19 protein-coding genes are annotated in these 25,153 nt (G+C 54.2%); 11 read left to right on the top strand and 8 right to left on the bottom strand.

The features are described 5' to 3' along the window. Positions 1-2: 2 nt before the first annotated feature. Positions 3-854, bottom strand: a complete 852-nt coding sequence (locus ACMHXI_RS15695) for a MipA/OmpV family protein (RefSeq protein WP_096140970.1) — start codon at positions 852-854, stop codon at positions 3-5. A 676-nt stretch (positions 855-1,530) separates the two neighbouring features. Here ACMHXI_RS15695 and chrA point away from each other — a divergent pair. The 3 genes from chrA (at position 1,531) to ACMHXI_RS15680 (ending at position 6,386) form a co-directional block, all read left to right on the top strand. Beyond that, on the top strand, positions 1,531-2,679 hold the full coding sequence (chrA, locus tag ACMHXI_RS15690; protein WP_208149986.1) for a chromate efflux transporter: 1,149 nt from the start codon (positions 1,531-1,533) through the stop codon (positions 2,677-2,679). Between the two features lie 100 nt (positions 2,680-2,779). Further along, positions 2,780-4,438 carry a methyl-accepting chemotaxis protein gene (locus ACMHXI_RS15685; RefSeq protein ID WP_025008952.1) on the top strand — a complete coding sequence of 553 codons (1,659 nt, stop codon included), beginning with the start codon at positions 2,780-2,782 and terminating at the stop codon, positions 4,436-4,438. 283 nt (positions 4,439-4,721) lie between these two features. Then, positions 4,722-6,386: a methyl-accepting chemotaxis protein gene (locus ACMHXI_RS15680; protein ID WP_025888698.1), complete on the top strand. Its 1,665-nt coding sequence runs from the start codon at positions 4,722-4,724 to the stop codon at positions 6,384-6,386. 93 nt (positions 6,387-6,479) lie between these two features. On the opposite strand, the gene fdhF is transcribed toward ACMHXI_RS15680, so the two are convergent. Further along, entirely contained in the window at positions 6,480-10,727 is a 4,248-nt protein-coding gene (gene fdhF / locus ACMHXI_RS15675; protein ID WP_413735427.1) for a formate dehydrogenase subunit alpha, read from the bottom strand. A gap of 187 nt (positions 10,728-10,914) precedes the next feature. Continuing rightward, positions 10,915-11,892, bottom strand: a complete 978-nt coding sequence (locus ACMHXI_RS15670) for an ion channel (RefSeq protein WP_107110799.1) — start codon at positions 11,890-11,892, stop codon at positions 10,915-10,917. 272 nt (positions 11,893-12,164) lie between these two features. Between ACMHXI_RS15670 and prfB the strand changes: the two genes are divergently transcribed. Both prfB and lysS read left to right on the top strand, forming a co-directional pair. After that, a protein-coding gene (gene prfB / locus ACMHXI_RS15665) for a peptide chain release factor 2 (protein WP_162173410.1) occupies positions 12,165-13,263 on the top strand; the annotation gives its coding sequence in 2 pieces (ribosomal slippage) (positions 12,165-12,239 and positions 12,241-13,263; 1,098 coding nt in all). Positions 13,264-13,280: 17 nt separating this feature from the next. Then, positions 13,281-14,783, top strand: coding sequence for a lysine--tRNA ligase (gene lysS / locus ACMHXI_RS15660; RefSeq protein WP_028779438.1), 1,503 nt, complete (start codon positions 13,281-13,283; stop codon positions 14,781-14,783). Positions 14,784-14,860: 77 nt separating this feature from the next. On the opposite strand, the gene ACMHXI_RS15655 is transcribed toward lysS, so the two are convergent. Then, positions 14,861-15,790, bottom strand: coding sequence for a GGDEF domain-containing protein (locus ACMHXI_RS15655; RefSeq protein WP_208185049.1), 930 nt, complete (start codon positions 15,788-15,790; stop codon positions 14,861-14,863). A gap of 136 nt (positions 15,791-15,926) precedes the next feature. Between ACMHXI_RS15655 and ACMHXI_RS15650 the strand changes: the two genes are divergently transcribed. Then, the gene (locus tag ACMHXI_RS15650) at positions 15,927-16,466 is read left to right on the top strand and encodes a hypothetical protein (protein WP_028779437.1); all 540 of its coding nucleotides are present in this window, start codon (positions 15,927-15,929) and stop codon (positions 16,464-16,466) included. A gap of 36 nt (positions 16,467-16,502) precedes the next feature. On the opposite strand, the gene ACMHXI_RS15645 is transcribed toward ACMHXI_RS15650, so the two are convergent. Further along, positions 16,503-17,669: an AAA family ATPase gene (locus ACMHXI_RS15645; RefSeq protein WP_028779436.1), complete on the bottom strand. Its 1,167-nt coding sequence runs from the start codon at positions 17,667-17,669 to the stop codon at positions 16,503-16,505. Positions 17,670-17,700: 31 nt separating this feature from the next. After that, positions 17,701-18,558 (bottom strand): DUF72 domain-containing protein, encoded by an 858-nt coding sequence (locus ACMHXI_RS15640; protein WP_190535963.1) that lies wholly within the window; start codon positions 18,556-18,558, stop codon positions 17,701-17,703. Positions 18,559-18,891: 333 nt separating this feature from the next. On the opposite strand from ACMHXI_RS15640, the gene ACMHXI_RS15635 reads away from it, so the two are divergent. Further along, on the top strand, positions 18,892-19,329 hold the full coding sequence (locus tag ACMHXI_RS15635; RefSeq protein ID WP_025008957.1) for a hypothetical protein: 438 nt from the start codon (positions 18,892-18,894) through the stop codon (positions 19,327-19,329). A gap of 90 nt (positions 19,330-19,419) precedes the next feature. Here ACMHXI_RS15635 and ACMHXI_RS15630 read toward each other — a convergent pair whose 3' ends face one another. After that, positions 19,420-20,625, bottom strand: a complete 1,206-nt coding sequence (locus tag ACMHXI_RS15630; RefSeq protein WP_028779434.1) for an aromatic amino acid transport family protein — start codon at positions 20,623-20,625, stop codon at positions 19,420-19,422. Positions 20,626-20,993: 368 nt separating this feature from the next. Then, complete coding sequence (locus ACMHXI_RS15625; RefSeq protein WP_044735137.1) at positions 20,994-21,884, bottom strand: LysR family transcriptional regulator; 891 nt, start codon at positions 21,882-21,884, stop codon at positions 20,994-20,996. 99 nt (positions 21,885-21,983) lie between these two features. Between ACMHXI_RS15625 and ACMHXI_RS15620 the strand changes: the two genes are divergently transcribed. From ACMHXI_RS15620 to ACMHXI_RS15605, 4 genes are all read left to right on the top strand, one after another. After that, positions 21,984-22,451, top strand: coding sequence for a CidA/LrgA family protein (locus ACMHXI_RS15620; RefSeq protein ID WP_025008958.1), 468 nt, complete (start codon positions 21,984-21,986; stop codon positions 22,449-22,451). A gap of 4 nt (positions 22,452-22,455) precedes the next feature. Then, positions 22,456-23,145 carry an LrgB family protein gene (locus tag ACMHXI_RS15615; protein ID WP_025008959.1) on the top strand — a complete coding sequence of 230 codons (690 nt, stop codon included), beginning with the start codon at positions 22,456-22,458 and terminating at the stop codon, positions 23,143-23,145. Positions 23,146-23,440: 295 nt separating this feature from the next. After that, the gene (locus tag ACMHXI_RS15610) at positions 23,441-23,698 is read left to right on the top strand and encodes a hypothetical protein (protein ID WP_413735422.1); all 258 of its coding nucleotides are present in this window, start codon (positions 23,441-23,443) and stop codon (positions 23,696-23,698) included. Between the two features lie 180 nt (positions 23,699-23,878). After that, positions 23,879-25,123: a dicarboxylate/amino acid:cation symporter gene (locus tag ACMHXI_RS15605; protein ID WP_413735445.1), complete on the top strand. Its 1,245-nt coding sequence runs from the start codon at positions 23,879-23,881 to the stop codon at positions 25,121-25,123. The last annotated feature ends 30 nt before the right edge of the window (positions 25,124-25,153 follow it).

The following is a 25,153-nucleotide window of genomic DNA, read 5'->3' as shown; positions in this document are numbered from 1 at the left end:
CCTCAAAACCGATAACTCAAACCGATGAAACCTGAGAGATAGCCATCCTTGTCTATCATGGGACTGTTGGTGATCCCCGAGTCAAGCCAGGTGTATTCGGTTACCATCACCAGGTTGATATCCTGCCACAGTGGCAGATTAACCAGCAGGCGGGCGTGATAATTGATACTGGCCGAGGGGGTGTAACTCAGTCTCAGCGGTCCGCTTTCTTCCGGCGTAAGCTGATAGTAGTAACGCACCAAGGATTCACTCTTGCGAATCGCGCCTAGCTCAAGCCCAAGGGCTCCCCAGGAGTAGAGCAGGCTCTTTTTCAATCTGAGCTGCAGCTCATTGCCGTCATGTACCCCGGAAATGTCCTGAAATAAGCCCAGATTGATATCCGTGTAGGGCGTGACCCAAGTGACGGAAACTCCGCCCAGATAGGAGATGTGACGTTGGATTTCGTCAAGGATAGGTTCGCTGTTACCGTTGGGGCGTACGACCTGTCCCTTGTAGGGGGAGAAGCCTATGATGTCGCTCAAAAACAATTTGTTGAGGCCATCAAACTCGAAAAAGAATCCATCTTCATTGAGCTTGGTTTGCAGATCGAATAACCAGTTGTCCGACTCATAGAGGCTGTAGCCCAGAGTAAAGTTTTCCAGATAGAAGCGTTCTGAGTAGTAGCTCCAGGATGGCAGCAGGAAGGTTTCTATCGGCTTGGCATGCACTCTGGGATTATCCAGGCGGCCATATCCCAGGGCGAGGGCAAGTCTGAACTCATCCACAGGGACAGTTTCCGTCGCATTTTCTTCAGCTGCCGCAGTCAGGGGCAACTGAAGGCCAAGCATCAATATCGCGTACCACCATAGCTTCATAGCTTACTTCTTACTTCCTGCGAACTCTCAGTGAATCTAAACAAACACTTGTTAAAAGTCTGTAAAAATTTAACCAAGTTACAAAATGCTACATAAGTATTATGTTTTTGGTTCTTTTGCGGTGATTGTATTTGATGTCTATGTGAATATCTATGCATTAAAGGTTGACGGGTGTCAAAAGTGGCGATGCGTTGTTACATGGTGGGGTTCTGGTTTTTTGATGTTATTTTTGCTGGGTTTGTGTTTAGGGTTAAACGATGGCTGAGGTTTTTTTACTGCATTGGTTATTGATTGTTTTGAATAAATATTAAATGTTTGAATTATGTTTCATTGAGAGGGTGGAACCTGGCATAGAGAAAGCCGCCTGGAAACCGTGGCTGATTTCGAGCGAATACACTTGCCGGTTAGTGGGTGCAGATCTGGGTTGTAGTGAGATGATTTCCCGTCAACTTGACTCTCTTTTCCGTCTCGGAATTCACTCTTGGGAAGCGACGGACTTTGGCGGCTGTTCTTGCCTCAAGAGCGGCTGTTTGACAGGCGAGGACGGACTTTCAGTCGTCTGTTCATGGGTTTTTCTTATTGGGCTCCCACAGACTAAAAGCTGTTGATAATAAGATAAGTGTCACACTTATGTCATACAATGGAGCCGAACTGAACAAGGGTAGAGTGAACACAGATGTGGCAGATTTTTGTACGTTTTTTTTCCTTGGGGTTGGTGAGTTTTGGCGGCCCGGCGGCGCACATAGGTTACTTTCGCAAGACTTTCGTCGAGGAGTTGGGCTGGCTCGATGACAAAGATTACGCCTCTTTGGTGGCGTTGAGTCAGTTTCTGCCCGGCCCGGGATCCAGCCAGGTCGGCTTTGCCATAGGTTACCGCCGCGGCGCCTTGCCCGGGGCAATACTGGCCTTTATCGGTTTTACCTTGCCTTCGTTTCTACTGATGTTTCTGCTGGCGGTCAGCAGCTATCAATACCTCTCCAGTGATTTATTTCAGGGGGTTATCGCCGGACTCAAGTTATTGGCTGTGGTGGTGGTCGCCGATGCTGCCTGGGGTATGTTCAAACAGTTTTGCCGCAGCCATATCACCCGGATGTTGGCCTTGCTGAGTACTGTGATTCTGCTTTTGTGGCCGGGGAATTTGACCCAATTGCTGCTGTTGCTTGCCGGTGCCATTGTCGGTCTTTATGGGCTCAATCGTGAGGCTCCAGCGCCGCCCAAGTCGGGAAGTATGCAGCTCAACTGGAGTGCTTTACTGATATTTCTATTTTTACTGCTGCTCACCGGCCCCTTGCTTGCTCACCCTCTGGCTGAACTCTTCAAACAGTTTTATCAGACCGGCGCCATGGTATTCGGCGGCGGCCATGTGGTGCTGCCCTTGCTGGAGAGCCAACTGGCAAACAGCATAGATCATGACAGATTCCTCACCGGCTACGCCCTGGCGCAAGCCGTTCCCGGCCCCATGTTCAGTCTGGCCGCCTATCTGGGCGCCGAACTGTGGCCGCAAGATGCCCTAGTTGGCGCCTCGGTGGCAACGTTAGCCATCTTTCTGCCCGGTTTTCTGTTGCTGCTGGCGGTGATCCGAGGCTGGCAGGGAATCGCCGAACGCCCGAAAATGGCTGCCATGGTGATGGGGATTAATGCCACTGTCGTTGGTTTGTTGGCGAGTGCCCTCTATCAACCGGTATTTACCAGTGCTGTGACCCGCCCGGTTGATATGGCCATGGTGCTGGCGGGCTTTATGTTGCTCAAGCTGTGGCGTTTGCCCCTGGTGTTTTTGGTGCTCGGATTTGCAGCAATGGGTGCTATTTCCACTCTCTTCATGTAAAACAAATGGTTAAACTTTGATCTCAGGCATTTTTTATACGAACTTAAAGTGAACAAAGTTACTATAATTTGCAGATATTCCATTCCCGGGGGAAACCTAAGTGTCCAGTCTGAGTTTACGAAATAAGTTACTGCTGCTTGCCCTGTTGCCATTGTTGACTGTTTCCATTGTCTTGATGCTGGCGTCCTGGACAGTAGAGTCGGATGCGCTTGAAAGCGAAATTACCAATTTCAGAGAAAAGCTGCTCAACGAGCGTCGTCAGGAGTTGGTGCATGTGACCGAAGTCGCCAAAGAGATTGTCAGCTTTCAGCGCAGTCAGGGCGGAGACTATAAGGCGGCCTTGCGGGATGTTCGCTTTGGCAGCGCAGGTTATTTTTTTGTCTATGATGGCAAAGGTAAAAACCTGTTTCATGCCCTGTTGCCCAAGCTTGAAGGTACAGATCAGATAGGGATGACAGATCCCAAGGGAACCAAGATCATAGTAGGCTTGCTGAATGCAGCCCGCAGTGGTGACGGTATTCTCACCTATTACTACCAAAAGCCCGGCACCAACGAGCTGGTGGAAAAGATAGGTTATGCCGCCATGGTTCCAGGCACCGACTGGATCATAGGCACCGGCGCCTATGTGGATGATATCGAAGCCTCAGTGGCCGAATATCGACAGACCGCATTGGAAGACATGGAAGGTAAGCTGTGGCTGACGTTGATGATAGTCATAGTCATCACTCTGATCACCGCAACGCTCATATTGTTTGCTGCTCAGCGCACTGTGACTCCTATCCGCAACATGCTGGATAACCTCAACGATATCGCTCAGGGGGAAGGGGATTTAACCAAGCGTTTGCAGGTGCACGGTGAAGATGAGATTGCCCAGCTGGGGCAGGCATTCAACCGCTTTGTCGACAAGTTGCAACACATCATCCGTGACGTGACTACCGCTACCCACGAGGTGCAGGATGCCTCTGGTTCTATTCATGCCCAGACTCAGGCGATAGCGGCGCAGTTGGCCAACCACAACAATGAAACCGATCAGGTGGTGACTGCCATCACAGAGATGTCTTCCACTGCCCAGGAAGTGGCGATGAACACCACCCAGGTGGCGGAGGCGACCCATGTGGCGAGCGATGAAGTGGCCAAGGCCCAGGAGTGCGTTGATACTTCGCTGACCGAGATCTCCACTCTGATGGCGGAAATCAACAGCGCCGCCGACCATATTCAGTCGCTCAACGAACAGTCGCAGAAGATTAACAGCGTGCTGTCTGTCATCGGCGGCATTGCCGAGCAGACCAACCTGTTGGCACTCAATGCGGCCATTGAAGCGGCTCGTGCCGGTGAGCAGGGGCGCGGTTTTGCCGTGGTGGCCGATGAAGTGCGCAGCCTGGCGAGCCGCACTCAGGCCAGCACTTTGGAGATCAACGAGATGCTCAGCGAGCTGCATCGTCTGGTGAGCCAGGCGGTGAGTGCCATGGAAGAGAGCCAGCAAAGCTGCCATCGCAGTGTCGAATCTTCCAGGCTGATTTCCGAGAGTCTGGGAGCCGTCACCAGCTCTGTCACCTCCATCAATGATATGAGTACCCAAATCGCCACCGCCGCCACAGAGCAGAGTTCGGTGACCGAAGAGATCAACCGTAATATCTACGCCATTCAGGAGATAGTCGCCGAGCTGTTGCACTCCAGCGAAGAAGCGGCCAGAGTCAGTCAAACCGTGTCTCACAGTGGTGATAATCTGGGGCAATTGGTCAATCAGTTCCGGGTTTAATCATTCAATATGAAGAAGACAGAAACAGCGCCATTTGGCGCTGTTTCTTTATCTCGACCGTCCAGCACAAGATGCCGTACCGCTTATGATGTTTCCCAGCAACCATTCCCCGCCAATCGTGGAACCTTTCGGTTGGTCGTAAGGTAAAAAAGTAATTTGTGTAACATTTTGAATCATTTGTTTGTTAATTGTTTTATTTGTAATCGTATTGATATTGCGTGTTGGGGCGCGGGACTATACTCAGTAAAGAGTGTCTGACAGCTACTGGGGGGAAGTTATGTCCTTGTCTGCTCTGAGCTTGAGAAGCAAATTCTTGCTGCTGGCTTTACTACCTTTAATTCTGACTTTGATATTGGTGATGGGGTATTCCTATCGTGCCGAACATCAATCACTGGAAAATTCGATCGCTTTATTCAAACAAAAGTTGGTCGATGAACGAAAACAGCAACTCAAGGATGCGACAGGGCTGGCTTTGGAAAACATCAACTATCAACTCGGTCTGGGAGACAGAGGTGATGTCAACGCGGCGTTGCGGCAACAGAGGTTTGGCAGTGCCGGATACTTCTTCATTTATGATTTCAATGGGATCAGTGTATTTCATGCGGTTAAGCCTGAGCAGGAAGGCACAGATCAAAGCGGCATGACAGACCCCAATGGCACACAAATTGTGCGCGGTCTTATCGATGCCGCCAGAACTGGTAAAGGCTTTATCAACTACTTCCATGCCAAGCCCGGAGTGACTGGCCTGGTGGAAAAGATAGCCTATGCCATCCGGGTCCCCGGGAAAGACTGGTTGGTAGGCACAGGTGTTTATGTGGATGACATAGAGGCGGCTGTTGCCGCTTATCGACAAACCGCCACCGAGGAGATGCAGGCCAAGACCATAGGGGTGCTGTTGATGTCGCTGGTGCTGACTCTGGTTACTGTGTTTGCCATTCTCTTTACTGCTCAGCGGATGATAATCCCTATCCGCAATATGTTGGATAACCTCAACGATATCGCTCAGGGGGAAGGGGACCTGACCAAGCGCCTGCAGGTGCGCGGTGAAGATGAGATTGCCCAGTTGGGGCTGGCGTTCAATCGCTTTGTCGAAAAACTGCAGCACATCATCCGCGATGTCACCACGGCCACCCATGAAGTGCAGGATGCCGCCGGTTCCATCCATTCCCAGACCCAGGCGATAGCATCCCAATTGGTGAACCACAACAATGAAACCGATCAGGTGGTGACCGCCATTACCGAGATGTCTTCCACCGCTCAGGAAGTGGCGATGAACACCACCCAGGTAGCGGAGGCGACTCATGTGGCTACCGACGAAGTGGCCAAGGCCCAGGAGTGCGTCGATACCTCGCTAACTGAGATCTCGACCCTGATGGCGGAAATCAACAGCGCCGCCAACCATATTCAGTCGCTCAGCGAGCAATCACAGCGGATCAACAGCGTCTTGTCTGTCATCGGCGGCATCGCCGAGCAGACCAACCTGCTGGCATTGAATGCTGCCATTGAAGCGGCTCGCGCCGGTGAGCAGGGCCGAGGTTTTGCCGTGGTGGCCGATGAAGTGCGCAGTCTGGCGAGTCGTACTCAGGCCAGCACGTTGGAGATCAACGAGATGCTCAGCGAGCTGCATCGTCTGGTGAGTCAGGCGGTGAGTGCCATGGAAGAGAGTCAGCAGAGTTGCCACCGCAGTGTCGAGTCGTCAAAGCTTATCTCCGAAAGCCTGGGAGCTGTGACCAGCTCAGTCACCTCCATCAATGATATGAGTACCCAAATCGCCACCGCCGCCACAGAGCAGAGTTCGGTGACTGAGGAGATTAACAGGAATATCTACGCCATTCAGGAGATAGTTGCCGAGCTGCTGCATTCCAGCGAAGATGCGGCAAGGGTCAGTCAGACTGTGTCCCACAGTGGTGATAACCTCGGCAAGTTGGTCAATCAGTTTCGGGTCTAACACCTATCCTTCACTGGCTTCAGTGCTCAAGTAGGAAAATAAGGAAATAAAAAACGGCGCCAACCATGGCGCCGTTTTTAATGTGGCTCAATTTCAAGTCGCTGGGGGCGCCTCGGCGCGCTCCGCCTTGACGGCACACACCTTGAACTCAGGAATATGGGCCACGGGATCCAGCGCATTGATAGTCAGCTTGTTGGCCGCCGCCTCCACGAAATGGAATGGCAGGAACAGCACCCCAGGCTGAGCCCGGCGGCTGACAAAGGCCTGAATAAAGATTTCACCGCGGCGGCTTTCCAGTTTGAGCCAGTCGCCCTTGCCGACGCCCAAACGCTCGGCATCCTCAACCGAGATCATCACTCTGGGGGAGCCGAGTTCGTCCAGCCCGGCGGTTTTACGAGTCATGGTGCCGGTGTGGAACTGCTCCAGCAGGCGTCCGGTCGACAGCATCAAGGGATAGTCATCGTCCGGCAGCTCAGCCGGTAAACGATAATTGACCGGCTGCAGTCGCCCTTTGCCATGGGTAAAGCTGTTGCGGTGCAATACCCGGGTACCCGGATGTTGCTCATCTGGGCAAGGCCACTGCAACCCGGCCGGATTATCCGTGGTTCTGTGCCAACTGATCCCGGCATAACTAGGGGTCAGGGCCGTGACTTCCTGCCAAATTGCCTGTTCATCGCTATAGTGCCAGTCGGCGCCCATGGCATTGGCCAGCAGCTGCAGTATCTGCCAGTCCGGACGGGCACTACCTGGCGATTGCAAGGCGACTTCCAGTCGTTGAACCCGGCGCTCGGTATTGGTGAAGTGGCCGCGCTTTTCGGCAAAGGCCGCTGCCGGCAATACCACATCGGCCATTTCGGCGGTTTCCGTGAGGAAGATATCCTGCACTACCAAAAATGGCAGCTTTTTCAGCGCCTTGAGCACATGTGCCTGGTCGGGGTCGCTCAGTACCGGGTTTTCGCCCATCACAAACAGGCTCTGAAGCCGGCCATCCAAAATCGCCTGCATCATATGAGAGGCCGGAATGCCTGTCTCAGGGCTCAGCTTATCTGTGTCCCAGGCCCGCGCCAGTTTCAGCCGCGCAGCATCGTCATCCAGACGTTGATAGCCACTGAAATAGTTGGGCAGGGCGCCCATATCACAGGCACCCTGGACATTGCTCTGGCCGCGCAAAGGGTTGATCCCGGCGCCGTTGAGCCCGAGGTTACCCAGCAATAACTGCAAGTTGGCAATGGCGGTGACATTGTCATGGCCTGTGGTGTGTTGGGTAATTCCCATGGCGTAGTAGAGAGCGGTCTTTTGGGCGGTGCCCAGCATCTCGGCCATGGCCGCTATTTCGCTGCAGCTGACGCCTGTCACCCTGGCGGCCTGCTCCAGGCTGTAGTCCGGCCGCAACAGCTCTTCGCGCAAGGCCTCAAAGCCTGTGGTGCGGCTGCGGATATAGGCCTTGTCATGCCAGCCGTTGAGTAGTATTTGCTGCATGATGGCGTTGAGCAGCATCACATCTGTGCCGGGGCGATGACGCACAAACAGCTCGGCACTGTCGGCTATGCTGACCCGCTTGGGGTCGGCGACCAGGAGCCTTGCCTTGCCGCGGCTGACGACCGACTTGATCCTCGAGGCTATGATGGGGTGGGCGCAGTCGGTATCCGAGCCCAGGATAAAGATGAGATCTGAATCCTCTATGCCGGGAATATCATTGGTCATGGCGCCGCTGCCGAGGGCATCGTAGAGCCCGGTCACTGTGGAGGCATGGCACAGGCGGGCGCAGTGATCTATGTTGTTGCTGCCGATAACGGCTCTGAACAGCTTTTGCAGCAGGAAGTTCTCTTCATTGGTGGCCTTGGCGGATGCCAGTGCGCCGAATGAACTCGGGCCAAACTGTTCCAATTGTTCTTGCCAGTGGGCGGCAATATAGCTGATGGCCGTTTGCCAGCTACAGGGTTCCAATTTGCCGTTACGGCGAACCAGCGGCTGGGTAAGGCGCTCTTCACTGTTGATAAAGTCAAAGCCGAAGCGGCCCTTGACGCAGAGCATGCCCTGGTTCACAGGTGAGCGCACATCGCCCTCGGCCGTAAGGATACGATTCTGGGTGGTGTCTACCTTGAAGCGGATGCGACAACCCACGCCGCAATAGGTGCAGATGGTGCTGGTCACCTTGGTGTCGGGGGCTTGTCCTTGGGTCTTGTGGCGGGCATCGACCAGGGCGCCGGTTGGGCACACCTGCAGGCAGTTGCCGCACTGAACACAATCGCTGTCGGCCATGGAAACGCTGAAACCGGCTCTGGGGGCCCGGCGTTCGCTACTGCCTCCCGGCAGCGCCGAGAATTGGTTGGCCTCAAAGCTGATGGCCTTGTGGCCACTGCGGCGGTGGCAGATGTCAACGCAGGCACCGCAGCTGATGCAGCGGTTGGCATCGAAACGGATAAAGGGTGTGCTCAAATCCTGGGCAAAGTGTCTGGCCTGCAGCGCCGAGTCACCACTGCTATCTTGCTCTAGCAAGCCCTGGCTGCTGACCTTGTATTCACTGGCATAGTCTCGCAGGCGACAGTCCATATTGGCCTGACAGCCACATTCGAGGCAGCGTTTGGCCTCGGCTTCGGCCATTTGCGGCGTCAGTCCCAGCTCTACTTCGGCAAAGTTGCTCAGGCGCTCGGCTACAGGTAACTCCGGCATCTTGACCCTGGCACTTTTGACCTGTGAAGGGAAAAGATCTTTGGGTAAATCCTGTTGGGACTTGAGACCTATCGCCTTGCTGGCATTGAACGCCACCGGCGTCAGTGGGCAACTGAGCCCCTGATTGAACAGGGCGTTTATAGCTTCGGCGGCGCGGCGACCATCGGCGACCGCTTCCACCGCAGTGGCGGGTCCGCGGCGCACATCGCCGATAACAAACAGTTTTTCCAGCCCAGTGCTCATGCTGATGTCGCAGCCGTTGATCGTATTCCAGTGGCTGAGCGCCGGAGAGCCTTGCAGCAGACGGTTTTCAGGCTGCTGCAGAAAGGCCAGATCCGGTGATTGGGATACGGCGGCGATCAGGGTATCAAACTCGCAGTCGAAGGTTTCGCCGCTGGGCTGAGGCCGGCGGCGGCCGGAGGCATCCGGTTCGCCCAAGGACATTTTTTCCAGCGTGACTCGTGCAAGACGGCCGTCACTGCCGGCATGGTTGGCCACAGGATTGGTCAGCAGCAGGAAGTGGATCCCTTCCTGCTCAGCTTCATGAATTTCAAAGGCTTCGGCCGGCATCTCCTCTTTGGTGCGCCGGTAGATCAGCGTCACCTCGGCGCCGAGGCGTCTGGCGCTGCGGGCACAGTCGATAGCGGTATTGCCGCCGCCGACAACGGCCACTTTCTTACCCGTGACAAGTTGGTGGTCCATTGCCAGATCTTTAAGGTAGTCGACCCCGAGATAGCAGCCGGGCAGGTCGCTGCCGGGATACTCCAGTGGTACGGCCTTTTGCGCGCCCATCGCCAGACAGAGGGCATGATACTCTTCGGCCAGTTTCGGCAGCAGTATTTGTTCGCCTATTGCTGTGTTGGTGTGAATGCGGATGCCGCTGCGCTCCAGCAGCGCTATCTCTCTATCGAGTATTGCCTTGGGCAGGCGATACTCGGGAATGCCGTATCTTAGCCAGCCACCGGCCTTGGGAGCGGCCTCAAAGATGTCCACGTCATGGCCCTGATTGGCGAGGAAGAAACCGGCGCTGAGCCCGGCTGGCCCGGCGCCGATTATGGCCACCTTCTTGCCGCTGGGGTCGGCCTTGGGCGGCTGATAGGGCTCGGCATCGGCCAAGTCCAGATCGGCGGCGTGGCGCTTGAGCTGACGTATCGCCAGTGGCTCATCGATCAGGGCGCGGCGACAGGCACTTTCACAAAATGCCGGGCAGACCCGACCGATAGACAGAGGCAGAGGCAGGGTCTGCTTGAGGATCCGCACCGCTTCTGTATGGTTGCCCTGACCTATGTGATACAGATAAGACTGCACATCGACGCCTGCCGGGCAGGCTTGCTGGCAGGGGGCTTCGCAATCGGCGAAGTGATCTTTCAATATCCGTTTCAGCGTCTGCTGCCGATGGCTGTGCACTGCCTGGGTATGATTCTTGAGCTGCATTCCGGCAATTGCCGGAGTCGAGCAGGCCAGCAGCGGTCTGTCACCATCGGCCATTATCTGGTCGAGCCGGGTCAGTTGGCACAGGTGTTCATCGGCGCCTTCTGTGGTAGCCGGACCGGGGTCTGTATGGTGACACAGACAAGGAATGTCGATGCCGGCCCGATGGGCCGCCTGCAACAGGGTCTCGCCCTCAAAGGCGCTGACGGCCTGGCCGTCGATATAGATCTCAAACATGGGCAGCCTTGTTATTTGCTCACCTTGATGGGGGTGAAGTAGGGACTAATTAAGCTGATAACCATGCAGTATATCGATCGCAGGGTTCGCTTCATTGAGCTGGAACAGGCTTTTGCCGGGGAATTCACAAAGCCTATCGACTCTGTGCACTCATCTGAAAAATGGATTTTGGCCAGTGTGATCTGGCTCAGCGGGTCATCTTCTTGACAAACACCACCACAAACAGGGCTATGGTGAAACTGCCGGTGAAGGCTTCAATGGCGGCCACGGCGCGGGAAAAACCCACAGGGGTGAAGTCGCCGTATCCCAGGGTTGTGAAGGTTACCACCGAGTAATACAGGCAGTTGCCGAACAGCGACAGATAGTCTGTGATGGCGCGGCCCGGGGCAAACTGATGGATCCGGCCATCATAACTGACGCCGGTAAAACAGTAGATGAAGGCACAGACAAACACCAAAGCCAGCGAGAAAATCACCACCCTGAGCGGGTCTTCGCCATAACCGCAGAAGAGATCGATCAACTTGGATAACATCCTTCTGCCGCTCCATTTGGGTAGCAGATGGCGCCGCATGGTGAGCTCGCGGCGAATGTAGAGGCCGGCCATGGCAAACAGGCCTTCACGCTCGGCCGCCTTGCGCAGATCCCGGTAGATCTCTTCGGCCTGTTCAAAGTAGTCGCGGGCGATTTCACGTTCACCGACTCTTTCTGCCTGCAGTGCCATGCGTTCCTGACGCAATAGCTTGCCAGTGTAGATATTCTCGATGCGGGCACCATTCCATTTGGCTCCCAGCAGATTGCAGTTGTTGAGCTTGGCGCAGTGCAGGTTGGCGTCACGCAGGTCGGCCTTCATCAGGCTGGTGTTATCCAGAGTCAGATTGAACATGTGGGCGCCTTGAAGGTTGGCCCGATACAGCTCGGCATAGCTCATGTCATAGCCGGTTTTGGAGTGATGTTTTACCAGATCGATACCGGCCAGTTCAGCACCCTTGAGGCAGATGCCTCTGAGCATGCCGCCGCCGCGGGCGAAGGCTTCGAGCCTGGCCCTGTCTTCGGGGTGGTTTTTGACGATTCTCGGGTCGTGCCAGTAACAGAGGCCTGACTCACCGGCCGGTTCCTCACAGCAAAAGCCCTCGTCTTCCTGATAACAGCAATTTTTCTGCTCCATGGTTGCAAGTATAGCCTGTCATTGAAAGCTGCTGATCGGCATGCTCGTCTGGTTTATTTACTGATTGAGTTGGCATATTTGATTTTTTGTCACAGTTTTTTCACCGCGGAATTGGCTAGAGTGTGTCAGATGCTTTATCGGAACAGACGCGGAATACGGCGCCGGCGAAAAAAAATCAAGCTTCTGCCCGCTGTGGCATAGGTTTCAGCGGCTGCTTGGGTTAAAATCCCTCGTTTGCATACGTCCTTAACACCAAAGAAAGTTGAAATCGCATGTTTGAAGTCAATCCGGTAAAAAACAAAATCAAGGAGCTTGCCGACCGCACTATGCTCCTTAGGGGGTATCTTTGACTATGACGCCAAGAAAGAGCGTCTGGAAGAAGTAAGCCGCGAGCTGGAAAGCTCCGAAGTATGGAATGAGCCAGAGCGTGCTCAGGCCCTGGGTAAAGAGCGCTCGGCGCTGGAAGTTGTGGTTAAGACCATAGACGATATGGATGCGGGCCTCGAAGATGTCGAGGGGCTGCTGGAATTGGCCATTGAAGAGGAAGATGAAGAAACCTTCAATGATGCCAACAGTGAACTGGGCGATCTGGAAAAGCGTCTGGAAGAGCTGGAATTCCGCCGTATGTTCTCGGGCCCACAAGACGCTTCCGACTGCTATCTGGACATTCAGTCCGGCTCCGGCGGTACCGAAGCACAGGACTGGGCCAACATGGTGCTGCGCATGTATCTGCGCTGGGGTGAAGAACATGACTTCAACCCTGAACTTATCGAAGTCTCAGACGGTGATGTGGCCGGTATCAAGAGTGCCACCATCAAGTTCAGCGGTGAATATGCCTATGGCTGGCTGAGAACCGAAACCGGCGTGCATCGTCTGGTACGTAAGTCGCCCTTTGACTCGGGTGGCCGTCGCCATACTTCATTCTGTTCTGTGTTTGTTTACCCTGAGATTGACGACTCCATCGAGATCGACATCAATCCGGCCGATCTGCGTATCGACGTGTACCGCGCCTCGGGTGCCGGTGGTCAGCACGTTAACAGAACCGAATCTGCGGTGCGTATTACCCACCTTCCGACCAATACCGTGGTGCAGTGCCAGAACGACCGTTCACAGCACAAGAACAAAGACACGGCAATGAAACAGCTGAAAGCCAAGCTGTTTGAGTTGGAGATGCAAAAGCAGAACGCCGAGAAGCAGGCGGCGGAAGATGCCAAGTCGGATATCGGCTGGGGCAGTCAGATCCGCTCCTACGTGCTGGATGATTCCCGCATCAAGGATCTGCGCACCGGGGTGGAAACCCGTAATACCCAGGCCGTGTTAGACGGTGATCTGGACAGATTTATTGAAGCCAGCCTGAAGTCCGGGCTGTAACAGAGAAGAAGCGGAAAATGACTGAACAAGTATTGGATGAGAACAAGCTGATCGCGGAACGTCGCGCCAAGCTGGAACATGTACGCCAGGGCTGCCCGGCCAATGGTCACCCTAACACTTTCCGTCGTAGCCACAAGGCTGCCGAGCTGCAGGCGCAGTTCGCCGATAAGAGCAAAGAAGAACTCGAGTCTCTGGGCTTCAAGACCGCCATTGCCGGTCGGATCATGGCCAAGCGCGGCCCCTTCCTGGTTCTGCAGGACGTATCCGGCCGCATTCAGGCCTATGCCGGCAAAGAAGTACAGGCTGATCTGAAAGAACGCTATCAGGGCCTGGATATCGGCGACATAGTTGGTGTTAAAGGCACTCTGCACCTGTCCGGTAAGGGCGACCTGTACGTTAATATGGAGGAGTATCAGCTGCTGACCAAGGCGCTGCGCCCGCTGCCTGAGAAATTCCATGGTCTGACCGATCAGGAAACCCGTTACCGTCAGCGTTATGTTGACCTGATCGTCAACCAGGATTCCCGTGACGCCTTCGTCATGCGCTCCAAAGTGGTTTCAGCCATACGTAACTTTATGGTGAAAAAAGAGTTTATGGAAGTGGAAACCCCTATGATGCATGTCATCCCGGGTGGTGCATCCGCGCGTCCATTTATCACTCACCACAATGCGCTGGATATCGACATGTATCTGCGTATTGCGCCTGAGCTGTACCTCAAGCGTCTGGTTGTCGGTGGTTTTGAACGAGTGTTCGAAATCAACCGTAACTTCCGTAACGAAGGTCTGTCGCCACGCCATAACCCAGAATTCACCATGATGGAATTCTATATGGCCTACGCAGATTACCGCGATCTGATGGATCTCACCGAAGAGATGCTTTCTTCCATCGCTCAGGATCTGCTGGGTGACACCAAGCTGCCTTACGGCGAGCACAGCATAGACTTTGGCGGCCCTTACGCCCGCATGAGCATGCTGGAAGCGATTCAGCACTACAACCCAGACAACGCCACGATTCAGGCCATGACCTATGAAGAGGTCAAGGATCTTGAGTTTATGCGTAAGCTGGCCAAAGACGTAGGGCTGGAAATCGAATCTTTCTGGACCTGTGGTCAACTGCTGGAAGAGATCTTTGGTGAAACTGCCGAGCCTAAACTGATGCAGCCTACCTTCATCACCGGCTACCCAGCGGACATCTCGCCACTGGCTCGTCGCAACGATGACAACGACTTCATCACCGACCGCTTCGAGTTCTTCATCGGTGGTCGTGAAGTGGCTAACGGCTTCAGCGAGCTTAACGACGCCGAAGATCAGGACAACCGCTTCAAGGCTCAGGTTGAAGCCAAAGATGCCGGTGACGATGAAGCCATGTTCTATGACGCAGACTATATCACGGCGCTGGAGCACGGCCTGCCACCGACAGCTGGTCAGGGCATAGGTATCGACCGTCTGGTGATGTTGTTTACCAACACTCACACCATTCGTGACGTGATCCTGTTCCCGGCCATGCGCCCACAGGCTTAAGTTCAGTCGCTCGAATTAGACGAGTCTATGCAATGAAGAAGCCGGCCAAGTGCCGGCTTTTTGTTTGCCCGTGTTTTTTAGGGGGATTCAGTGCACTCTGGCCCCTTGGCCAACACAATCCGATTGCGGCCCTGTGCTTTGGCTTGGTAAAGGGCGCCATCGGCCCTGGAAACCACGGCATCTATATCGGTATCACTGCACTGAAATTCGCTGAGGCCGCCGCTGATACTGGCGCATTCAGCGGCAATCCCCAAGGCTCTGAGGCGCCGGGCACACTCGCTTCGTAGGCGCTCGGCTATGGGTAATGCCTGCTCGGCAGCAGTGTGGGGCATAAGAATGACAAATTCATCGCCGCCGTAACGGGAGGCGATATCCTGAGTTCTGAGGCTGGCCAGGCAGACCTCACCCAGGGTGACTATCGCCTTGTCGCCCATCAGATGGCCAGAGCTGTCGTTGAGCTTCTTGAGGTTATCGAGATCGAAGATCAATATGCTGGTCGGGGTTCGGTAACGCTGAAACAGGGTTAGGTTTTCTGTCAGCAGTTTGAGCAACTTACGGCGGTTGTAGAGCTGAGTGAGCGGATCGCGCTCGCATCTTTCCCTGAGCTCCTGCTCCAATTGATGGCGGCGGGTAATATTGCTGGCGACCCATACCACGGCATCTTCACCCTCTATTTGAAAATCCAGCGCCTGTACCCGACCTTCAAACCAGATGGGCTCTGCGGGGCCTTGCTCTGTGAGTCCCTTGACGTCGTTGCCGCCAAGACTGTATTCCACCACCCAGAGACGGCGGCTCAGCAAGGCTTGCGCAATCTGGCTCAGAAACCATTCGCACTTGGGCTGCTGGATGACCTGGGAGATGTATTGCCCTATCAAGGTTGTGCCGTCGTGATAGTAGCGACTGTCGGAACCTCCCAGTACCGCGGCATAGCGGCCACTGCGGGTCAGAATAAATACCGGATCCGGTAAAGCGGCGAAGATAGATAAGGTCTGGGACAGAGAAAACATTTTGTCTCCTCATGGGGTTTTGGTTTTATCTTAGTCCAATATATTGAATTTACGGGGCAAAATCGATTTTTTCTGCAGAAACTATACTGGAGATCTCGGTGTTGTTGTATCCGAGTTCAACCTGGAGGCTGATTTGATGAAAACTTCAGCTCTAATTTTGACTTTGACCCTGTCTTCCTTCGCCAGTGCCACCCATGCCGCACTCACTGAAGCACAGCAGATTATGTTGGATGACGCCCTGAATGCCGCTCCGCCCACCATACGTGCCAGTGTTACCGTTGTTGATTGGAACAAGAATGTGCTGCAACAAGGTGATGGCAGCTACACCTGCTTTCCAACTCCGCCACAGCTCAAGGGAACGGCTCCCATGTGTATGGATGGTCCCTGGATGGAATGGGCACACGCCTGGATGGAGAAAAAACCATTTCAAGCCAAAGCGATAGGTATTTCCTACATGCTGGCCGGTGATGGTGGGGCCAGCAATATCGACCCTTATGCCGAAATGGAAACCGCGGATAATCAATGGATAGTCGAAGGGCCGCACCTGATGATTCTGCTGCCGGATCCTGCCATGCTCGACAGTTTGCCGACCGACCCGGCTCAAGGTGGGCCCTATGTGATGTGGAAGGGCACGCCCTATGCCCACATAATGATCCCGATCGGTGCCAGGAAGTAAGGATTCGAGTTACTCACCTTAGCCCGCAATCGCGGGCTAGTTATTGTGCCAGCGCCACGGCGGAGTTGAGAGCAAATCTTGCCCCTGGACACAAGTGGCCCCCAGCTGTTTATCCAGCTGTAATGTGTTGCAGTCTCCCTGGGTTTCCAGCGCATGGATTAATCTTGCGGCGTGTGACACTATCCAGAGCTGACACACAGAAGAGGCCTTGATGATTAAACGCGCCAGCGCGGGCAAGAGATCAGGGTGCAGGCTGGTTTCAGGCTCGTTAAGCACCATTAATTCCGGTGGTCTGGGAGTCAGTAAGGCTGCCACCAACAGTAAGTACCTTAAGGTACCGTCCGACAATTCACTCAGCGACAGGGGTCTTAGCAGGCCTTGTTGGTGAAATGCCAGTTGCAGCATGCCGGCACCCGTGGCCACTATGCTGATAGTGGCACCGGGAAAGGCATCTTTGATCGCATGATGGAAGGCTTCGGCATCACCTATCTCGAAAATAGTTTGAATCGCCGATACCAGATCGCGACCATCATGGTGCAGCACTGGGGTCAGGGTCGCCAGTTGCGCTCGACGGGCCGGTGCTTGTTGATCGCTGCGGAAATGATCGTAGAAACGCCAGGCTCGAATTCTATCCCTGAGGGTGAGGATCTCTGGGCTGCGTTCAGGATCGGCCAGTTGGCTGAGCATGCTGTCGCCGAGATGGAGATGGTTGTCCAGTAGTTGCCAGCCATGCTCCCCGCGTCTTTTCACCAGGGCACCGCGGCGCTCGACCAACACAGAGGCAGGCCGATAGAGGGAGCCGCACCAGATGGCTTCGCGTTTGATTTGGGGATCCAGGCCAAATAGCGTCGTAGAGTCAGGTTTGGGGAGTCCAAGCTCGATGAGATAACTAAAGTCATCGGCGGCAAAACCCAATTTAAGACGTTTGCTCTGGTGGCGCACGGTTCCTTCTATGTTGGCCGTACCTGCCAACATATCGCGACTGAACTTTTCCGGACCGGCCCAGAAACTGGACTCCAGGCCGCCTTCTTTTGCCAGTGCCTTGACCACGCCACCATCAGCTGTTTGCGCCAGCAGTCTCAACGCCTTGTAGAGATTGGACTTGCCGCTCCCGTTGCTGCCTGTCACCAGGTTCAGGCGCTCCAGCGGCAACACCACTTCACGTAACGAGCGGTAATTTTCTATCGCCAGACAACTCAGCATAAGGACCTCGCGGATAAATAGCTTGTGCCGGTCACAGTGCCAGACCCAGCTGTTGGTTTTGGGAGTCAGCCTGTTCAACCAGCTGAAACGCCTGAAGAGGTTGGCCGTGTTTGGCTTGCCAGCGAGTGCTCAGCAGACGCTGCAGGCTTATGGCCAGCTCGGGTGCTTGGGCATTATCCGGGGTGTGGATGAACAGATAGGGTTGGCGCTCCTCCTCCAGCCATTGGCATAGCTTGTCCAGCCAAGGCTTGAAGAAGCCCTGATTGGCCTCAAGCTCAGGGTGGCCGATAAAGCGCACTGTGGGATAGCGGCCGGTGGCTATGGCATGTACCGGTACTTTGGGTTTCTTTTCATGGGCATCGATGACGGCGGCACTGTTTGGCGGTGCGGCAAATACCGGTCGGGTGTCCATTATGATGCGGTTGACCGAGCGCTGCAGCAGCAAGCGGTTGAGTTGACGCTCGGCTTCCCCTTTGGCAAAGAAGGCCGGGTGGCGCACCTCAACCCCAAGAGGCAACTCGGTTGGCAGTTTGCCAAGAAAGGCGTCCAGTGCCCCAAGGGCTTCTGGGCCAAAATAGCCGGGCAACTGAATCTTCCACAGACCTGTCTTGGCAAACAGTGGCGACATCACCTGCAGGAACTGCCTGAGTTCATCGTCACAGTGCCTCAGTTGCAACTTGTGAGTGATCTCCTGTGGCAGTTTAAAGGTAAAGCGAAAGTCCTCACCCACGGCATCGCGCCAGTTACTGACGCTGTTTGCTGACGGGGTGGCATAAAAGCTGGTGTTGCCCTCCACCGTATTGAAAACCTCGGCGTAGCGCGCCAGACGCTCGGCTTGAGGCGTCCCCTTTCCATAAAGGCTTTGCTGCCACTGGTTATGGGACCACATGGCCAGTCCCAATTTCAGCTCTGGTATCTGTTGCTGACCGCTCACCACGTGCTCCGTCAAATGAGTCTCCGGCGCTATTGTGTCTGCCGTCACTATCGGGGTCAAGTTTGCCAAGTGTGTACAACAGGCGCTGTTGCCGCCACAAAATGCACAGATTTCCAGCAGAGTTCAAATTGATAACACATTGAGTTTGCGACGCTTCTTGATGCTTGCGTATAATGAACCGGCCGTTGTGAACGGCAGTAACCACAGACATAAGGACAAGATGTCGTTAAATTGGGTTGAAGCCGACCCGCGTGTTTCAGCCCATTCCATTCAAATTAAGGATGATTTATGCCCGATCCCCAGAGTGCCTCAGCGCAGGACGAGCCGTTACCCCAGACAGTAACCCTTGCAGACTTACCCGCCGATATCCAATTGGTATTGCCGATAGACAATGCGCCGAGCGCGATAGCCAGGTTGGCCTTTGGGGTATTACTGCTGAGTGCCTCCATTCTCTGGTGGCTGCTGGATGACGCCAGTGCGCTGCAAATAGGCAATCCCATGGTGGCTAATCTGCTGGCGCTGGTTGGAGTCTTGCTTGGCGGCGCCAGTTTTATCAGTGGCAGGAGCGCAATGCAGCAAAGGCAGCAGCGGCGCCAACAGGCCCTGGAACAGCAGCTGGATCAGCGAGTCGTCATCAGTGAGCAAGAGATCCCGGAAGGGTTTGACCTGGTTTTTTCCCAGCTGTCAGCCAGTCGCTTCAGAGTATCGTTGGAACCGATAAACTGAAGGATGAACCAAAGTAAAACGCAGCCCGAGAGCTGCGTTTTACTTTAAGAATGGATGGCGGCCAGTTTGCCGACTCCATACAATCCCTTGTTAGCCTACCTTGGTCAGTATCCCGGCCATTTGCAGCAGTTGGCTGAGAATAATCACCACCCCGCACAGCGCAGCCAGCATGAGTGCCGCTTTACCGCCGCCAACCCGGTAGCTGCCCTCGGACATTGGCTGGCTCCTTTGCTTCCAGACCATGGCGACGGGCAGGAATACTGCCAGTATCACCAAAGCTATCGAGGCATAGCCCAGGGCGGCCATAAATCCCTGAGGGTAGAAGAGGGCAAATCCCAGCGGAGGCAGGAAGGTGATGGCCGCCGTTTGCAGCCTGTGGCCGGCACTGTCGTTGCGGCGCAGAATATCGCCCATAAAATCAAATAGCCCCAGGCTGACACCCAGGAAGGAGGTGGCCAGTGCCAGGTCGGCAAATATGGATACAGTCTGGCCTATCATGGGGTTATGCAGCAGTTGCCCCAAGCCATTGATGAATTTGGGGAGCTCCTTGGAGGCCATCAATTCACTCTGGCTCAAGGCGCCCTGACTGGCCAGTTGCCAAAGCAGGTAAACCAGCAGTGGCAGGGCCGAGCCGACAATCATGATCTTCTTCAGCGCCTTGATATCCAACCCCACATAGCGCACCACAGAGGGGATAGAGCCGTGAAACCCAAAAGAGGTGAAGATTACCGGCAGGGCAGAGATGACCAAACCTTGCTGCAACGGCAGCTCCAGCAGGTATCCGCCTTGGGCGTGGGGCAACAGCAGCGCCAACATGATGACCAGGGCAATGATCTTCAAGGCAAATAACACCCGGTTAATCATATCGACCGAGTGGGTGCCTATGGCGACCACCAGGGCTATCAACAGGGCAAAGCCAATGGCACCCACCTGGGGGGGAAGTGTTAAATCCGCATAGCGAACCAATTTATCGTTGAGCTGGGCACCACCACCGGCAATATAGGCGGCGCACAGGGCGTACAGCAGGAACATCATCGCCAGGCTGGCCAGCAACTGCCCCTTACGGCCGAGCAACTTGTGCGCCAAGGTGTGCAGAGTGGCATGAGCCGGGGCATGTTGATGCACTTCCAGCATTAACAGCGCTGTGTAGCTCATCAATCCCCAGAGCAGTAGCATCAGTATCGAGGCGACCCCGAAACCCAGGCCGGCAGAAGCCAGCGGCAGCGCCAGCATCCCGGCGCCTATCGTGGTGCCTGCAATGATCAGCATGCTACCGAAGGTTTTGTTGTTCTTCATTTTATTACATTCTCAACAAGCATTTTCGTACTGGGTCCCCAGGGTTTTGGTTTGGGGGGCCCCAAGAGAGCCGGATAACCGGTAACGAAACCTGACAACAAAGCCACAATGGCTCACAGGAGAGGGAAGTTCAGGTCATTATCCCCATCAAAGCCACTGTGGCTTGGGATAGAGATAAAGCTTGTGTATTGGCCGCATTGCGAACCTCGGGTTGTGTAAATGAACCCCGGGCCCATTGGGCCCGGAAAAGTGTGATTCACCTTAGCGGCGCGAAAAGAGGGTGTCAATGAGTTTGTACTGCTGTAACGGTACGCTGTGACTCGGTTGGCGAAAATTAACTCGGCTGCAGCACTTGAAGCGTCGGGATTTCAGCTCAGCGCCAGCCGTTGTCTGACCAGCTCGACCATGGCCTGGGCGGCAAAAGACAGTGGTTGCCCCCGGCGCCAGAACAGCGACAGCTCCCAGATCAGATCGGAGGCGGCCAGAGGAATACTGATCACCCCGGCCACCGCGTGGCGCTCGGCAATAAAGCTTGGCAGTATCATGGCACCTGTGCCTGCTGCCACCAGAGCGATACCAAAGTCGGGATGACTTACCCGAGTTACATCTTTGGGGCTGAAGCCGGCTCTCTGACAGGCATTTATCACCAGCTCATGCAGGGCATATTCGGGTTCGAACAGTATCTGTGGAATATCTGCCAATGCCTTGAGGGTCAGCTCTTGGCTATTGGCCAAAGGATGTTGTCTTGGCAATACCACCACCATTGGGTCGCGGCGGATCCTGATGCCATCAAACTCATCCTCAAAGGAGATGATCCCGGTTGCCAGCTCGATTTCCCCCTTCTTGAGGGCAGCGGTTTGCTCTACGCCGCCGCGAACCAAGAGATGCATCTGCACCTTGGGATAACGGCTGCGAAAGCGAGCGATGACAGGAGCAAAGAGTTCGGCACTGCCGAGGGGGGCCAGTCCCAGATGCAGTTCACCCGAGTTGAGACTGCGCTGCGCCGCCAGCTCTCTGAGCATGTTGCGACGTACATTCAATAGTTCCTGGCCGTGACGGTAGACGACCTCTCCGGCTGCTGTGGGACGTAACTGGCTGCCGCGTTTGCCCCTTTCCAAGAGCACAAGATCCAGATCCTGTTCCAACTGGCGAATAGACTTGGACAGCGCAGGTTGGGTCAGGTGGATCTTTTCCGCCGCTTTGGCAAATCCGCCGGCATCCACTATCTCAATAAAGTAGCGAACAACTTTCAGATCCAATTGAATAACTCTATGGAATGCAAACTATGCTTAATATTCATTTTTTTTATTGATATTGCAAGCCTAGAATAAACCCCAGTTAAGTTATTCGGTAAAGATATGCACTCCCTCAGCAAACGCCCGGCTTCTCCTCACAGAGTGGCCAAAGTCATTTGGCTCCAAGGCAAACACATAAGCGCGACCTTGCTGCAAATTGCGGCTATCTGTTTGCTGGCATGGGCCACTCATGCCTTGGCCGCCGCTTTGCATTCTCCCATTCCCGGCAGTGTACTTGGGATGCTGGTAGTGTTGTTGGCGCTCGGGCTCAAGCTTATACCGGAAAAGGCGTTGCAACTGGGAGCGGCCTGGTTGATTGGCGATCTCTTGCTGTTTTTTATTCCACCCGTGATTTCAGTACTCAAGTATGAAACCCTGCTGGAGGAATATGGTTTCAATATTATGCTGACCCTGGTGCTCGGCAGCGCTTCGGTATTGCTGGGAACCGGTTTCGTGGTGGATAGGGTGTTTCGCTTCGAGCGGCGCCTCAATCTGAAACGCCAACTGGCCAAACATGGAGTGCAAGGGTAACTCTATGTCTCATACCTTGCTTGCTCTCTTGAGTCTGCTGATCACTCTTATCTGTTATTACGGCGCCAAGGCTCTATATCGCAGGCATCGTAGCTGGTGGTTGGCACCGATATTTTTGGCACCTTTGGCCGTGCTGGCTGTGGTGCTGCTGTTGGCGATCCCTTTGCCGACCTATTTTGAGTACACCCATTGGCTGATGGCATTACTGGCTCCGGCGACCATAGCTTTCGCTGTACCTATTTACCGCGAGCGCAAGTTAATCCGCCGTTATCCGATCACCATTAGCCTTGGGGTCATGGCCGGACTCATGTTGGGCCTGGTGTCATCCTGGCTGTTGGTCAAGTTGGTGCCTCTGCCCAGTGAACTTAGCCACAGCGTACTGGTACGCTCTGTGTCGACTCCATTTGCCATGGAGGCCACTGGTGCCTTCGGTGGCGTGCCGGAATTAACCGCCATGTTGGTGTTGCTCACCGGCGTGATAGGCATGCTGGTGTGTGAGCCGCTGTTTAAGTTGGCGAGGATAAAAACATCTCTTGGGAAAGGGGTGGCACTCGGTGCTTCTGCCCATGGGGCCGGCGCCGCCAAAGCCAGTGAGTTTGGTCAGCAGGAAGGCGTGATTGCCAGCTTGACGATGATCTTTACCGGCATTGCCATGGTGCTCGGCGCGCCCTTATTTGCGTTGATTTTTGTTTGATTTAACCGAATTTGATTCAAGTAGGTGACCTGGCCACAAGGGTTACTGCCGTTTTTGAGTCTATCCATCACCCGATGGCCTTTTCTTGTGGTGACCGCCTGCATCGTCAGGCGTTTTTCCTGAGCCTCTCAGGTAATATGTTGCTTGATTTGCCGGTGCGCCCCACCGGCTTTTTTTTGTCCATTTTTTAGCTAGATGACTATCTTTTCCGATAGCGCACTTATGCTTCCCCTGTCCCGTATTTGTGGTTTCCTCCTTCGCTGTTTATCTCGTATTTTTATGCGTGGTTTGCTCTGTGGCTGCTTTTGTGCCTGAAGCTGTGCAGGCAGGAAATGCCGGTTTGATGGCGAAATTAACAAGCAGGATCTGCAGTAAAATAGTGGCTTGGTTAATCAGCTCACTGCTATTTCTATATTTATTGGCTTTTAATGCTGCTTTATGTGGTTTTTTGGAGTTATTCACTGTAAAGTATTTTGTGTTTGTTTCCTATTTGTTTGTTATTTGTAGTTTTGTAAACACGCCATTCTTGGGTGAATTTATTTGGGTTGATTAAAGGTTTTTTGAAAACAATATCTTAGTCACTTTGCTTGACAGTTATTGCATGTTACCGAGGCGAGTTTTGATCATTTTGTCATTGAATTTTTGAGTAGCATGTTTCACTATCCCTTCCCAGAGCGAACAGGGAAGACAGTTGTGCATCAGGAACGATGCCGAATTGGAACGTACAATGGCGATACTCAAATCTCTTTCCGGACGGATCTTTATGGGTCTGTTCAGCGGCCTGTTGTTGGGCTCTGTGGTGCAATATGGGCTGGGCCATATCGGCTTCTTTTCCGGTACCCTGGTCGAGGTAGCCACCGCGGCAGGCACCATGTTTGTCAATATGATCATGATGCTGGTGATGCCGCTGGTGTTTGTCAGCATAGTCTGTGGTGTCTGCGAGTTGCAGGATCTCAAGAGCTTCGGCCGCTTGGGCGGCAAGACCTTCAGCTTCTATATCATCAACACTCTGGTCGCCATCCTGGCGGCGGTGTGTGTGTCACTATTGCTGCATCCCGGTGTCGGGGTTGATATGAGTGGTGGCACGGATGTGGCCATTACCGCGACTGAACTGCCCAATTTGATGAGCCTGATTGTCGGCATAGTGCCAAGCAATCCTGTCGATGCCTTTATGTCGGGCAACATGTTGCAGGTGATCTTTATGGCGCTGCTGCTGGGCGGAGTTATCAAGTCGCTGGATGAAGCCGGCAGCTCAGCTGTCAGAGGCTTTCAGGTCGCCAATAGGATCATGATGAAGCTCATTATGACTGTGATGCAGTTGGCGCCATTTGGTGTGTTTGCGCTGATGTTCAAACTGGGTGCCACCCTGGAAGCCAAAGTCTTTCTCAGTGTGCTGGGTTATATGGCGATTATTCTAACCATGCTGCTGCTGTGGATTTTCATTGTTTATCCTCTGGCTGTGGCTGTGTTCACCCCGGTCAGTGCCAAGAGTTTTCGTGCCAAGACCCAAGAGCAGATCCTTTTCTCTCTGTCGACTGCCAGCTCCAATGCCACCATCCCGGTGACCATGCGAACCTTGACCGAAAAGCTCGGGGTTAACAAAGCAGTGGCAGGGTTTGGCGTGCCTCTGGGTGCCACCATGAATATGGGCGGCGTGTCGATTTATATCACTATCGCCATCTTCTTTGTCGCCAACGCCTTTGGTCAGCCTATCTCCAGTGAACAGCTGCCAACTCTGATATTCAGTATCTTTCTGCTGTCGGTGGGCGCCGGCGGGGTTCCCGGCGGCGGTATGGTGATGATAGGTGTATTAATCCATCAACTGGGCTTACCCGTGGAAGCTTTTGCGATAGTGGCGGCGCTGGACAGAATCATAGATATGGTGCTGACTTCCTGCAATGTGGTGGGCGACGCTGCAGTGCTTACCATAGTGGACCAAACAGAGAAGGTACATCAGACAGAGGCGGTTAACACCTGATAAAGAAATCCGGCCACTGGCCGGATTTCT

This window comes from Shewanella sp. BJSY2023SW005 (genome assembly GCF_047314585.1).
In the GTDB taxonomy this organism is placed as follows: Bacteria; Pseudomonadota; Gammaproteobacteria; order Enterobacterales; family Shewanellaceae; genus Shewanella; species Shewanella algae.
This window is presented reverse-complemented; position numbering and strand designations above follow the sequence as displayed.